General features: G+C 56.1%; 11 protein-coding genes and 1 tRNA gene. 7 read left to right on the plus strand and 5 right to left on the minus strand.

Going from position 1 to position 13,983, the window contains the following annotated elements:
- Positions 1 to 90: 90 nt before the first annotated feature.
- Positions 91 to 366 carry a hypothetical protein gene (locus BED41_RS04525; protein WP_066743520.1) on the plus strand — a complete coding sequence of 92 codons (276 nt, stop codon included), beginning with the start codon at positions 91 to 93 and terminating at the stop codon, positions 364 to 366.
- A gap of 187 nt (positions 367 to 553) precedes the next feature.
- Positions 554 to 1,222, plus strand: coding sequence for a CDGSH iron-sulfur domain-containing protein (locus BED41_RS04530; RefSeq protein ID WP_066743522.1), 669 nt, complete (start codon positions 554 to 556; stop codon positions 1,220 to 1,222).
- A gap of 85 nt (positions 1,223 to 1,307) precedes the next feature.
- Here the strand turns inward: BED41_RS04530 and glgC are convergent, their stop codons facing one another.
- The 3 genes from glgC to glgP form a co-directional block, all read right to left on the minus strand.
- Positions 1,308 to 2,609: a glucose-1-phosphate adenylyltransferase gene (gene glgC / locus BED41_RS04535; RefSeq protein ID WP_066743524.1), complete on the minus strand. Its 1,302-nt coding sequence runs from the start codon at positions 2,607 to 2,609 to the stop codon at positions 1,308 to 1,310.
- 104 nt (positions 2,610 to 2,713) lie between these two features.
- Complete coding sequence (locus tag BED41_RS04540; protein WP_066743531.1) at positions 2,714 to 4,195, minus strand: glycogen synthase; 1,482 nt, start codon at positions 4,193 to 4,195, stop codon at positions 2,714 to 2,716.
- Between the two features lies 1 nt (position 4,196).
- The gene (glgP, locus tag BED41_RS16915; protein WP_168160229.1) at positions 4,197 to 7,454 is read right to left on the minus strand and encodes an alpha-glucan family phosphorylase; all 3,258 of its coding nucleotides are present in this window, start codon (positions 7,452 to 7,454) and stop codon (positions 4,197 to 4,199) included.
- Positions 7,455 to 7,578: 124 nt separating this feature from the next.
- Here glgP and BED41_RS04550 point away from each other — a divergent pair, with 124 nt between their 5' ends.
- The 3 genes from BED41_RS04550 to BED41_RS04560 all read left to right on the plus strand — a co-directional run bounded on the left by BED41_RS04550 (position 7,579) and on the right by BED41_RS04560 (position 10,985).
- Complete coding sequence (locus BED41_RS04550; RefSeq protein WP_066743534.1) at positions 7,579 to 8,130, plus strand: ATP-binding protein; 552 nt, start codon at positions 7,579 to 7,581, stop codon at positions 8,128 to 8,130.
- 555 nt (positions 8,131 to 8,685) lie between these two features.
- Positions 8,686 to 9,669: an HAD family hydrolase gene (locus BED41_RS04555; protein WP_066743535.1), complete on the plus strand. Its 984-nt coding sequence runs from the start codon at positions 8,686 to 8,688 to the stop codon at positions 9,667 to 9,669.
- A gap of 2 nt (positions 9,670 to 9,671) precedes the next feature.
- A complete protein-coding gene (locus BED41_RS04560; RefSeq protein ID WP_066743537.1) occupies positions 9,672 to 10,985 on the plus strand; it encodes a replication-associated recombination protein A in 1,314 nt (437 codons plus the stop codon).
- A gap of 102 nt (positions 10,986 to 11,087) precedes the next feature.
- On the opposite strand, the gene BED41_RS04565 is transcribed toward BED41_RS04560, so the two are convergent.
- Both BED41_RS04565 and BED41_RS04570 read right to left on the minus strand, forming a co-directional pair.
- Complete coding sequence (locus BED41_RS04565; RefSeq protein ID WP_066743539.1) at positions 11,088 to 11,594, minus strand: cob(I)yrinic acid a,c-diamide adenosyltransferase; 507 nt, start codon at positions 11,592 to 11,594, stop codon at positions 11,088 to 11,090.
- Between the two features lie 4 nt (positions 11,595 to 11,598).
- Positions 11,599 to 12,135: a DUF2703 domain-containing protein gene (locus tag BED41_RS04570; protein ID WP_066743540.1), complete on the minus strand. Its 537-nt coding sequence runs from the start codon at positions 12,133 to 12,135 to the stop codon at positions 11,599 to 11,601.
- A 306-nt stretch (positions 12,136 to 12,441) separates the two neighbouring features.
- Between BED41_RS04570 and BED41_RS04575 the strand changes: the two genes are divergently transcribed.
- Both BED41_RS04575 and BED41_RS04580 read left to right on the plus strand, forming a co-directional pair.
- Entirely contained in the window at positions 12,442 to 13,167 is a 726-nt protein-coding gene (locus tag BED41_RS04575) for a phosphoadenosine phosphosulfate reductase family protein (RefSeq protein WP_066743541.1), read from the plus strand.
- Positions 13,168 to 13,456: 289 nt separating this feature from the next.
- Positions 13,457 to 13,543 (plus strand) — tRNA-Leu (locus BED41_RS04580).
- Positions 13,544 to 13,983 lie beyond the last annotated feature (440 nt).

The raw sequence follows: 13,983 nt of genomic DNA on the forward strand, positions 1-13,983 counted from the left end.
AGGGCGATTCGCGGATAATTTTTTCTCTTTATCGCCGGTATCTCCCGATGCCGTATAATATAGGCGAAAACTTTTGAAGGGGCTGTTTCGATGAAACTTGTCACGATAAGGAACAATGGAAAGGAAGTCGCCGCGGTGGTTATCGAACGCGGTTTTGTGAGGATAGATACGCTCAACGAGGAAAAACGTTCCGACTGGCCGGAGAGGCTGGAAGAGCTTGTCTCAAGCGGGCAGGCGGAGCTGCTCAACCGCTGGTATCTCGCGGGCGGCAGGACGGTCCTTGAGAATATCAGCCGTAAGCTGATAGTGACGCCGGAGGCGGCGGAGGTCATCGGCGAGGTCTATAAGACCGCCGACGAGGATTAGGAAATATAACTGCAGGGGAGGGTGCGGACGCCGCCTTTGTCCATTTTTATCCTTTATCGAAGATTGTTCCCCGATTAGGTAAAAAAGCCGTTTTTGCGGTAGGCAAAGAGCCGGAGCGCAATATTTTATCGGTGCTAGGATTATCCTCAAACGCAGTCATTATATCCAAAGGGAAGAGGGGATAGTAATGGAAGAGAAAAAAATTACCATATTAAAGGACGGCCCCTACGAGGTTACGGGCGGCGTGCCCCTCAACGAGATGAGGATCGTTCCCAACGAGCGCGGAGAGTCCGCAGCCTGGATGAAGACGAGGGAATATCCCCTGCAGGAGAGCTATCATCTATGCCGCTGCGGCCATTCAAAGAACAAGCCCTTCTGCGACGGTACGCACGCGAAGATACATTTCGACGGTACGGAGACGGCGGAAAATATCCCCTATGACGAGTCCTGCGAGATATACGAGGGCGACGGGATGACGCTGATGGATAAGAGAGAGCTCTGCGCTTTCGCCCGCTTCTGCGACCCCAACGGACAGGTGTGGGGGCTCATCGAGGACCGGAAAAACGCGGATCTTGCCGTTGAAGGGGCCTGCAACTGTCCCGCGGGGCGGCTTACAGTGGTGATAGACGGAGAGAAGGCCGAGGCGGAGCTTCCGCAGGAGATATCGCTTATTGATGACCACCCGAAGGGCAAGCGCGGCCCCATATGGGTGAGGGGCGGCATTCCGGTCATCGGCTCCGACGGTACGCGGTACGAGGTGAGAAACAGGGTGACGCTATGCCGCTGCGGGCAGTCGCGCAACAAACCATTCTGTGACGCCTCGCATATGACCGACCCTGAATCCGACGAAGATTAAGAGACCTGACGGACAGGGGCTGACCGCATAAATACAGAAAAACCCGCTCAGTGAGAGCGGGTTTTTTCGTATCTTTTAGCTGTCCTTAGAAACCGGAGCCGTCGGTGGTGAACATGTTTTCATAGGAGCCGGGGATCTGGAGTTTTTTGCGCAGCTGTATCTTCGGCATGCCGACGACGACAAGTCCCGACGACGGGTCGACATGGTAGCGTTCGGCGTCGGCCTCGGGGTCGAAGCCTATCGAGGTGCCGTCCGGTATGACGTTGTGCGCGTCTACGATCACGCGGCGCAGACGGCAGTTTTCACCGATATGGACGTTTTGTCCGATGATCGTCTCTTCGATGACGGAGCCGGAGTTTATCACGCAATTGCGTGAGAGCACGCTCTTGCGCACATATGCGCCGAGCACGCGGCTCGCCTCGGCGCGGAGGCAGCCGTCCACGGAGCAGGAGTGGTCGTTGGCGGGGTAGGTGAATCCAGGCGGATCCGAATAAGATACTGTCCTGATGGGCCACTGCTGGTTGTAGAGAGAAAGCGCCGAGGGGTGGCGCAGCAGGTCCATGTGCGCCTCCCAGTAGGCCTTGATGCTTCCCACGTCCTTCCAATAGGGACGGTCGTCGCCGGGCAGCTTGTTGGTCGAAAAGTCGTAGGCCATGAGCTTGTAGCCCTTGAAGAGCATCGGCAGGATGTCGCGTCCGAAGTCGTGGGTGCTGTCCTTGCGTTCGTTGTCCGAGAGGACCGATTCTTCAAGGATCTCACGTTCAAAGATATAGTTGCCCATGGAGACGAAGCTGTAGCCGGGGCGTCCGGGGATCTCGGGCGGAACGGCGGGCTTTTCGACGAAATCTATGATGCGTCCCTCCGCGTCGGTCGCGATGCAGCCGAACTGGCTCGCCTCCGAGGAGGGGACGACGTAGGCCGCCACGGTGATGTCTGCGTTGTTGTCCATGTGATACGCCAGCATCTGTTCGACGTCCATCTTATAAACATGGTCCGCGGCGAAGATGCAGATGCGGTCGGCGTCAAAGAGCGTCACGAGGTGCATGTTCTGAAAGATCGCGTCCGCCGTACCTTCGTACCAGCGTTCCCCGTCCCACATCTGCGCGGGTACTACGTTGACGAAGAAATCACGGCCGCGCAGCGCGCTCCCGAACTGCCAGCCCTTGCCGATATGCTCGTGGAGCGACTGGCTCTTGAACTGGATGAGGCAGTAGATTGAAAAGAGCCCGCTGTTTACCATATTAGAGAGGGCGAAATCTATGATGCGGTATTTTGCGGCGAAGGGTACGGCCGGCTTAGCACGATACCTCGTCAAAGGCATCAGACGCTCGCCCTTTCCACCTGCAAGGACCATTCCCAGTACGCGCCCATATTTTCCGTGAATCATAAAGATGGCCTCCTTTTCAAAGGATTACGACTATGAAACTAGTTCTTATTGCCAGCGCCTGTCTTATTAGACGTTATTATAGTCCATTTAAATATAAACGTCTATTAATCGGCGGTGATGACATCCCTGTACAGCGCCGCATATTCCTTCGCCGAGGAGTTCCAGGAGAAGTCCTCCTTCATTGCGTTTCTTACGATCCTGTTCCATCGTTCGGGCTCCTCTTTTGCCATGAGGGCGCGGTTGAGCGCCGCTTCCAGCTCGGAGATGCTGTAGTCGGCAAAGAGAAAACCGGTGCCGTCCGGCGAACTGTCCGCGTCGATGACGGTGTCGGCGAGGCCGCCGGTGGCGCGCGCCACGGGGATCGTGCCGTAGGCGAAGGCGATGAGCTGTGAAAGGCCGCAGGGCTCAAATAGGGAGGGCATCAGCAGGATGTCTCCAGCGGCGTAGGCGAGATGAGCCCTCTCCTCGCTGAAGGCCGTCACCGTGCGTACCGAGGCGGAGTGAGAGGCCTCAAAGTCCGCGAGCTTCCTGTTGTAAAACTCATTGCCGGAGCCGATGATGAGGGCGTATATCTTATCGGGCATGAAGCGTTCCAATGCCTCAAGCATGATGTCGACGCCCTTCTGCTCTGTGAGGCGTCCGACGAAGATTATCAGAGGCCGTCCGTCGTCGTCCCAGCCGAAGCCCTCCATCAGTGCGCGGCGGCAGGTCTTCTTGCCTTCGCGGCGGCTGATATCGTAGTGCGCCGGCAGCAGCGGGTCTCTGTGCGGATTCCAGACGTCATAGTCGATGCCGTTCAGAATACCGCGCAGCTTGCCCTTGTTTGTGGACATAACGCCGTCGAGGCCGAAGCCTCCGTCGTGTGTCTGGATATCCCACGAATAGCTGGGGCTCACGGTCGTAATGGCCTCCGAGGTGTTTATCGCGCCTTTCATGAGGTTGACTAGACCATAGAATTCAAGCGACGTGGGGTCTAGCGCGGAGAAAGAGTCTGGAATAAAACCCCAGCCGTTGAGGCATTCCTGCTGGAAGAGCCCCTGATGCGCCATGTTGTGTATTGTATAGACGGTATCGAAATCTCCGGCCATGGAGGCGTAGTGGCGGTGCCAGCGCAGGGCGCTGGGGATGATCGCCGTCGGCCAGTCGTGCGCGTGGATGATCTGCGGCTTCCAGCGCGCGGTGCGGGAGAGTTCAAAGGCCGCGTAGGAGAGGAATATCATCGGCTCGGCGGCCGCGGCGCTCATCTCCTCGGGATAGATATTTTCGTTGTCGAAGAGCTCGCCGTTTTCGAGAATATAGACCGGCAGCCCGTCGATGCTGGCACGCCAGAGCTTCGCGGAGAGCGAGCGCCAGTTGAGCGCGACGGAGACCGTGCCCAGCGGTCGGCTGGGCAGCGCGGAGAGCTCCCGTGCCCTGTCGAGCACGCCGGGCCAGCCCGGCATCAGCACACGCGCGTCAATGCCGTTTTTACGCAGCGCCTTCGGCAGCGAACCGGCCACGTCTCCGAGGCCCCCCTTTTTAGCTAGTGGGGCGCATTCCGGCGACACGTGCAGTATCTTTAGTACAAACTCGTTTTCCCTTTCCATTTTAATGTCCGCGGAATACGGTACCATAAGCCTTTTCACAATACTCGTGCACCACCCTGTGTGTATTGAAGTAGCTTGCGTTCACTGCGATTGCGAATTTCATCATGCTTATCCACCTCTTACGGTCTGTGTAATAGGTGGGGATGATATTCTCTTCAAGCTTATTATAGAGGTCTACGGCGTCCTCGGCCTCGTTATACTCCACCATTCCGTTCTCAGTAGGCTCCGGCCCGATCGCCCAGCCGGTCTTGCCCTCTATGCAGCCCTCTATCCACCAGCCGTCGAGAACGGAAAAGTTCATAATGCCGTTGTGGACGCACTTCATACCGCTCGTGCCGGAGGCCTCGCGCGGACGTATCGGCGTGTTGAGCCAGACGTCCACGCCTGAGGTGATGAACTTTGCGGGACCCATGTTGTAGTTTTCGATGAAGACGACTGGAAGCTCCGTGCCGAGCTCCCGCGCAATGTTGTTTATCTTCTGGAGGATGTCCTTCCCCGGTTCGTCGTGGGGATGCGCCTTGCCGGAGAAGATGAACTGCACCTTGCCTTTGCCGATCTCCACGAGCCTCCTGATGTCTGAGAAGACTAGGTCCGCCCGCTTGTAGGTCGCGGCGCGGCGCGCGAAGCCGATCGTCAGCACGTCGGGCTCCAGCTGCTGTCCCGTCTCTTCGAGAACGAAAGCGAGCAGCTTCATCTTCGCCGCCTGATGGGCGTTCCACAGCTCTTCATCTGGGATGTGCAGCGCCTGCATCAGCCGCGAGGGATCGTTGCGCCATCCGGGGATATACGTGTCGTAAAGTTTTGTGAAGCTCGGCGAGGTCCAGGTCGTCGAATGGACGCCGTTTGTGATCCAGTCTATCGACTCGTTGCCGAACATCGCGCGGCTCACGAGCGCGTGCTTGTGCGAGACGCCGTTGACGTAGCGGGAGAGCTTCAGCGCCAGGTCGGTCATTGAAAGGCCGTTGCCGCCAACGTGCTGGCGCAGTATCTGGGCGACGTCGCCGTCCATAACCTCGTCGATGAGGTCGTAGGAGAAGAAGTCGTGTCCCGCCGCCACCGGCGTATGCGTCGTGAAGATGACCTGATTCTTGACCTTTTCGATATCGCCGTAGCCCTGCTCACGCAGCAGCTCAAGCGTGAGGAAGCCCGCGTGTCCCTCGTTGAGGTGGAAGGTCGAAATGTTGCGGTAACCCATGTCGCGCAGCAGACGCAGGCCGCCGATGCCGAGGATAAGCTCCTGACAGAGGCGGTACTTGTTGTCGCCGCCGTAGAGCTCGGCTGTGAGCTGCCGGTCCTCGGGAGAATTTTCGGGCAGGTCGGTGTCGATGAAATAGATCGGCAGCGGGTGCTCCGTCTGCCCGACAAGCATGTAACACCATGCTCCGATGGTCACTGGGTGTCCGTTCATCGTGATTGTTACGCGGTTTGGCAGCTGCGTCATAAAGTCACGCGGATTCCAGTCCACGGGATACTCCGTCTGCCGTCCCTCCTTATTGATCTTCTGCGCGAAATAACCCTTTTTATAGAGCAGCGTCATTGCCACCATCGGCACCCCAAGGTCGGCGGAGCTCTTTAAAATATCTCCCGCGAGTACGCCTAGGCCGCCAGAATAGGTCGGTATCTCCGGCATAAGCGCGATCTCCATTGAAAAATAGGCGGTATTTCTAAAGGCAGGGTCGTGCTCGAGCGTCGCGAGCAGTGAGCTTGCAAGGTTTGTTCCATAGTTCATTCCGTTCATCTTCTCCGATCCGTCTGTATTTTTTTCACTGGCCGTTTGCATGTCAAGGTGTTCTTTCATGCGCGGCATGATATCTCGTACCGCCACCGCGGCGGCGTTCGGACGTTCCGTGGTGTTGCCGCGCGCCTTTTTGAGATCTTCCAGCAGCGGTTTGATAAATGCCCTGCCGGATGCCGTCTCCGCGAGCTGCGCGGCGCGGATGGCGTAAGAGATGATCTGCTTCGTCTCGACGCCTGAGATGTCGTTGAAGAACCAGGCGCATGAGGTGTAGGTAAACATCCGCATACGCTCCATCTCGATCAGATCTGTGATCCTGTCGGATATCTCCTCCGAGATATCGCCGAACCTTTCGGTCGTAAAGGCCAGCCTGCGCGCGGCGGCCTCTTCCTCGCTGAGTGTGAGTCCGCATCTGTATAGTTCGATTGCTTCGTTGCGCAGCTGCCAGGGATCGCCGTAGGGCGATATCTTTTCCTCGAACAGCTCGTCGACGGCGGCGGCGAGATTATCGAAGGCCTCCCGCAGCGGTCCGCGCCATTCCTGGTTCCAGCCGGTCTCTCCGCCCGTATGGCAGCCGCAGTCGCTGCGCCAGCGTTCGATGCCGTGGGCGCAGGACCATGAGGTGTTTTCTTCGATCAGGCAGCTTGCCGTGGGCGGATGCTTCTTGAGAAATTCTTCGATAGAGGGCAGATTTATCCTCTCGTCCAGCTCCATCTGTTCAAACATCCGCGCGAGGGCCATCTCGCCGAACTTGTGATGATGGCCGTAGCTCTCGCCGTCGGTCGCGGTCACAAGGATACGGTCTTCTCCCTCCGCCGCGGCGCGCACAGCGGCATCCTTGAACAGGTCGCCGTTATTGAGGAGCCCGCCGAAGGCGATGCCCTGCGCCAGTCCTGCATGGTAGAAGATTATCGTTATCGAACGTCCAGAGGGAAGCTCGCAGCGGTAGGGACGCGTTACGTCCAGGTTCGCCCCTCTGGAGGTGAGGACGGGGCTTGAATCGATAATCACCGCCCTGCACTGGTGCGGGGCGAGAATCGTAAACTCGACGCCGCGCGCGGCGAGCGTCTCAAGCGTGGGGATATCGACGGCCGTCTCAGGCAGCCACATGCCCTTAGGCGCGCGTCCGAAGCGGTATTTGAAGTCCTCCATGCCCCATACTGTCTGCGTAAGTTTATCCCGTTCCGAGGCCAGCGGCATAATTATATGGTTATAGGCCTGGGCGATCGCTCTCGACTGTGATTCTATCAGCGTCTTATTGAGCGACGGCGAATGGTTTTCTATCCATCTGTGGAGCGTGGGGCCGAAATTGAAGCTCAGCCTTGCGTAATTGTTGATCTCCGTTTTAATGCGCCCGTCCATACCGAGTATCCTGGCACAGCTGTTTGGCAGGTAGCATTCGGAGCATACGCGTTCATTCCAATCGTGCGCCGGTGCGGCGGTTGGATCATGGAGGACGGTACCCGTCCAAGGATCTTCACGCGGAGGCTGGTAGAAATGTCCGTGGATCGCAATATTTATCATGTGTGCCTCCTCAAAAAATATGATCGTCATCAAGGTATAGCATGATATGATTATACTATCAAGAGCGATTATTAGTCATAATCGAATAAAAATAGATAAACGATTGTAAAAAGGAGGAAACGGCATGCTTGAAGATCTCTCCGCGCACGTATTGGATATCTCAGAAAACAGTACGATGGCCGGAGCCGACGAGGTGGAAATCACGATAAAAGAGGATGAGAGAGAAGATCTGCTCCTCTTTTCGGTCAAGGACAACGGACGCGGTATGAGTCCGGAGTTTGTCGCTAAGGTGACCGACCCCTTCACGACCACGAGGACGACGCGCCGCGTAGGTATGGGGCTGCCCTTCCTGCGGCAGTCGGCTGAGCTCTGCGGCGGCGGGCTGGTGATCGACTCCACGGTGGGCGTAGGAACTACCATCACCGCGACATTCCAGTACGGCAGCGTCGACCGGCCGCCGCTGGGGGATATGCCGGCGACTGTTATGACGCTGGTTATGGGCTCGCCCAACGTCCACTGGCGATACCGCCATATCATCAACGGACGCGAATTCCTGCTCGACACCGACGAAATAGTCGAGGCGCTTGACGGTGACCGTGCAATGCTGGCCTCGCCGGAGGTCGGGCTCTGGCTGCGCGACAACATCCGTGAGGAGCTAGAAGCGTTGAGAGGCTGAGACAAAATCGGCAAATACTACGCGATTTATGCATATTTGTTACAATTTTTCGCCGTACCACTTGTTTTTTTCGATTTCGGGGCTATAATCTAAGTCAATAAACATCAGCCATACCATTTACCCTGCTGGGTGCGTGTGATATGGGTTGAGTCTTGAGCCAACAAATAAACCCGTTTGGATCGTCTTCCGAAGGCGGCGGAGATACGTAAGTATCGACCAGGTTAAGCGGATACGCTCCTATATCCTTGTTTAGGATCGGGTCAAGACCTCCCATACACGGCCAGGCGGGGTCTTTCTCTGTCTTTCTCCGATGCCTGATATGCAAAAGCCTGGCAGCGCGTGAATATTTGTACGCTTGGGCGGCGGCATCGTCAGGCAGACGAGCCGTGCTGTGGTTTCCGCCAATGAAGATAAAAACATTTTACTTGTATGCAAAAATAAAAAAATTGTCGTTAATTGGGTTATAATATAACTGTGTCTGACTCTGCCCTTTCGCAGAGAATATAATGGCTGAGCTGCTTGTGAATTTATTGTGATGAATTTCGGGAGGATAACATGTGCATAAAGGCGCCCTTTTGGAGCCCTGCGGGGGCTTCCGGATTTTTATTGGATTGGGACGGCGTTATCGCCGAGACTAAACTGGATTTTTCCGGCATCCGCGAAAAATATTACGGCGGCCGGCGGGCGATGCTGCTTGAGGACTCTTGGACGCTTGCGCCCGATAGGCGCGAGGCGATGCTCAAAGAGCTGGTGGAGCTTGAAATGGCCGGCGCGGAGAAGGCCGAGCCGGTTCCCGGAGCCTTTGAGCTGATCAAATGGCTTAATAAAAACAACATACCATACTGCATCCTCTCGCGTAACTGCATGGAGGTGATCAGGCGCGGGGCGGAGGTAATCGGCCTCGAACTCCCGGCGCAGACCTGGGGACGTGACAATATGGACTGGGTCAAGCCCGACCCGCGGGCCCTGCTCGCCGCCGCCGCCGCAATCGGAGTGGAACCGCGCCGCTGCCTCTACGTGGGGGATTTCCTCTACGATCTCCAGGGCGCGCGGCGCGCGGGAATGCGCGCTGTGCTGGTGCAGAGAGACGAACCGGCGTGGAGCGGCTGGGCCGACGTGACCTATCCGCTTATGACCGATTTTGTCGAAGCGCTGAACGCGCGTGAGCAGATCGTGCCGTGGGAGTACCGCGAGATCTACGCTAAGAAGGGTGAGCGCTGGCTGTCTAACGCCGCCTCCTTTATCTTCGCCGTTCCCGCCGATCCCTCGCCGACGACGGACTGCTGGCTTACCCGCGCCGCCTCGCTTGGAGTGGGGGGCTTCTATGTCGATCCGGAGAAAGTATTTACTCCCGATGACTGGAAGAAGAACCCCTCCTTTGACACCTCGGCGATGGGACGCAAATGGGCCGAGGTAATAAGCGATTTCCTCTCGCCGCGCTATCCTCTGGCAAGGGTTGTCACGGAATGCGAAGCGCCGCTTAACGCACCGAAAAATTCACTCGACATAACGCGTTTCATTGAACGTAAAAAGATATAACGATGGCGGAAACGAGCCTTTTTGAGGGCGGCGAAGAAAATATCAGCTTTGAGGTGCCTCTTGCGGAGCGTATGAGGCCGCGTGTTCTCGACGAATATGTGGGACAGCGGCATGTTCTGGCGCCGGGAAAGGCACTGCGCAGTATGCTCGATGGAGGCAAGGCTCCGAGCTGCATCCTCTACGGGCCGCCCGGCGTCGGAAAGACTACGCTGGTTCGCCTTATCGCGCGTACTACAGGCCGCGTGCTGCTTGAGATAAACGCCGTCAGCGCGAAGGTCGAGACCCTGCGCGAGCTTGTCGAGCGCGCGCGCGGCGAGAAAAAAATATCGGGACGTTCCGCGATCGCCTTTGTCGATGAGATCTACCATTTCAACAGCAAACAGCAGAACGTTCTGCTGCCGTCCGTCGAGACTGGTGACCTCATCCTTATCGGTACGACTACGGAAAATCCCTGGTTTGAGATCAACAAGACGCTGCTTTCGCGCATGGTCGTCTACACCCTGGAACCGCTGAAAGACGAAGATATCTGCGAACTGCTGACGCGGGCCCTGAACGACGAAGAACGCGGGCTGGGCCGTCTTGGCGTGCGCGCTGAGGCGGAGACGATCGAGCGGATCGCCGCGCTGGCCGGCGGCGACGCGCGCCAGGCGCTGACGAGGCTTGAGGCCTCCGTAACGGCGGCGGCGATGGGCGGCGGCTCGCTGCTCACCGACGAGATCGTCGCGCAGAGCACCGGTGCCGCCACGCAGCGTTATGACAGAAGTTCCAACGATCACTACGCGGTGATCTCGGCGCTGATAAAGAGCATGCGCGGTTCGGACCCCGACGCCGCGCTCTACTGGCTTGCGCGGATGCTCGAGGGCGGCGACGATATCCGCTTCATTACGCGCCGCCTCTGCATATTCGCCGCGGAAGACGTCGGCCTTGCCGACCCGATGGCGCTTGTCGTCGCGCAGAACGCCGCCGCCGCCGTTGACCGCGTCGGCATGCCAGAGGCGAACCTGATCCTCGGCGAAGCGGTCATTTATCTTGCCGCCGCGCCGAAGAGCAACAGCGCCTATCTCGCGATCAAGGCGGCGCAGCAGAATGTCCGCGAGGGAAAGATAATGGAGGTGCCGAGTCACCTGCGCAACGACGGCGAGGGATATGTCTACCCGCACGACAGCCCCGGCCACTGGGTGCCGCAGGCCTACATGCCCGAGGTGCGCCGCTTCTATTTCCCAGGCAGACTCGGAGCGGAGGGCAGAATAGAAGATCGCCTCAAGCGCCTCTGGAAGCGGTTCTCCACGGAGACGGATGAAAATCAGGATAAATAACGGCAGACAGGCGCGGCACGCAGGCCGCTCATAAACGACGAAAAAGCGCCCGTATCTCCTGAGGATACGGGCACGGATATTATACGGACTCTTTGGGGGGCGCTATTTTTTAGCGTCGGCGTCGACCTTCAGCGACAGCAGATAGATGACGTCGGAGAGGCGGTTGAGGAATTGATATCCCTTCTCTTCTAACTTTCCCTCGCGGAAGAGCGGCGTCGCGATCCGTTCGGCACGGCGCGCAATCGTGCGGGCCAGGTGCAGCGCGGAGCCGCAGCGGCTGTCGCCGGGGCGCACAAAGGTCATGCCGCCCTCCGGCAGGGACTCCGTGACGCGGGCCGCCATATTTTCCATGATCGCCGGATCGGGAGCGGGGTAGTCGCACTTTGCGTAATAGGCCATCGCTCCGAAGAGATAATCCTCGATGAAATAAATGTCCTGCGCGGTCTTCTCTTCCTCGCAGAAGGCGCGCGCCATTCCCAGTGCCGCCTGGCATTCGTCGATCGTGCCGTAGAGTTCTACTACGCGGTCGTCCTTCGCGATGCGTTCGCCGTTTGCCAGCGAGGTCGTACCTTTGTCTCCGCCCTTTGTGATAACGTTGAAATGTGCCATGTCTCTAATCCTTATCTCCGTGGTCGTGATGATGGCCTTCCTCGCCGCAGCCGTCGGTGCGGACGCCGGCCTCCTCGTCGCCGCAGCCGCTCGCGCAGGAGTCGCAGTCTCCGCAGTGGCAGCCGCATTCGTGCTGTGATTTAAAGGCTACGCGCAGCGTCGCCTCCATAAAAAACTCCTCCGGCAGGGCCTGGCATATATCGCCGCTGAAGCTGGTAAAGGTGCGGCAGGGAAACTCCTGTCCACCGGGCGTTTTACACTCGCTGCAGGGGGTGAAGTCGAGTTCCAGCATCAGCAGATTCTCGATAGGAGTCTCTGGCGTGCCGGCCTCCTCACATTCGATTGTCACCATATTCGCCGTCATGAGGTTATCCTGCGTGAGCTCGTCCAAAATCACCTTGCGCAGCTTTAATTTGAAGCCGAGCGGTATCAGCTTAGGCGCCATGCGCGAACCGAACTTCATCAGGTTTTCCCACGTTTCGACCCAAGGCGCGGGTTCAATATCCTTCATTGTATAGTGTGCCAGAGTGATGGTCTTCACATCAAGGCCTCCTGAGTACATATTTTTATCTATTATATTATATTACAGCCTGCTGCGGGGCAAATATCTTTTCAGCCGTTATGTCAGCCGTATGTATTACATATGGTTTTTACAATGTCTCACCTATAAATGGAAAGACGCGGTACAGGTTCAGCCTTTTTATGTACCGTAGATTTCGTCTTTCGCCTATTCTATCGTGAATAGAAGAGATTGGGAGGTTCTTCACAAATATCGTGAGGGTAAAAGGTCTGATGCCTCAAATGGCATCTGTTTACTGAAAGACAGGCGGAAATATGGTGAGAGAATATGACATTAGACGAAAAGACAGAAGAAGCGTTAGAAATTCTCAGGAAGAATGAGCCGCCGGATGGTTATTATGTGGCCTACAGCGGCGGAAAAGACAGCACGGTGATTCTCGACCTTGTGCGCAGGAGCGGTGTCAAGTATGACGCTCACTACAATGTTACCACCGTAGATCCCCCCGAACTGGTCTATTTTATCGCGGCACAGCGGGAGATAATCTGGGACAGGCCGGAAATGTCGATGTGGGGGCTGATAGTCAAAGCAGGAATGCCGCCGACCCGTATCGCGCGTTACTGCTGCCGCTACCTTAAAGAACGCGGCGGTCTTGGAAGGACGGTAATCACAGGCATCCGGCTTGCGGAGAGCACCAGACGCTCCAAGAGACAGCGGTTTGAAACCGATAGTAAGAATCCCTCTAAAAGATACATTCACCTTATTTTTGATTGGACCACGAATGAAGTCTGGGAATACATAACAGGCAATTCCGTCTCATATTGCCCTCTCTACAATGAAGGATTCAAAAGGCTAGGCTGCATATGCTGTCCTATGGGCGGTTGGAAGAAGCAGCTTCGTGATTCATTTCGGTGGCCGAAGTACAAAGACCTTTATATCTGTGCCTTTGAAAAAATGCTGCAGGCAAGACGCGCAAAGGGCAGAGAGACCAGATGGGAGACGGGGGAGGAGGTCTGGAACTGGTGGACCTCGCCGCCTAAATCTAAATTTATGTAACTTCGTCTTCCAATGGCGGCTGCCAGGCTGACGGCAAAGACACAGGACCTTTCAGTATAGACTTTGTGTGGCAGCAGATGCCGGCGCGGTATTTTAAGGGTATTATCACGAATTATGTGAAACGCAAAAAAGGCCGCCGTCAGTCAGCTCAATGGAAGCGCCGATCTATACGCCGCCGCTGTGCCGTGGCCGAAACGCCTTGCAAAATCCGGGCGTAGATGCTACCATATTTCGCGTGCCTAAGCGGAGGCTCATGGTTGATTATCTTTTTTGATGATACCAGACGAAAGCCGGAGTGGCGGAATGGCAGACGCAGCGGACTCAAAATCCGCCGAGGGTAAACCTCGTGGGGGTTCGACCCCCCCCTCCGGCACCAAGTATTGTCATATAGTCAACATCAACGTTCTTTTCTAAAAAGTGAGTGTTGCCAATATTACGTTACGCGATGTGTGATACTAAGTCTTTTGCGTATGTTTTGTGCAATTTAATGAAGTTCACTTTTTGTTAGTTCTTTACATCTCATATCACCTAAGGTAATCTGTGTCTATGACATGTTATGGCAGAAATTAATGTTTGCTCATCGTTACATTAATTTCTGCCATATAAATTCTTAGCTAGATTTGTGCTGGTATCACTGAATAAACCTAGTTTTTCATGTCGTACGGATTCAGCCTTGGAAAATAAAAAATTGACGACAGCTATGGCAAAAACTTACATGGAGTATGGACAAAGATGTGTTCTTAGAGTCTTTAGTCCGGCACCAAATCTACAAAACGAAGTTAAAATAAGCACTTAAAAATAAGACAAAAACCCTGT

The organism is Cloacibacillus porcorum, assembly GCF_001701045.1.
GTDB classification, from domain to species: domain Bacteria; phylum Synergistota; class Synergistia; order Synergistales; family Synergistaceae; genus Cloacibacillus; species Cloacibacillus porcorum.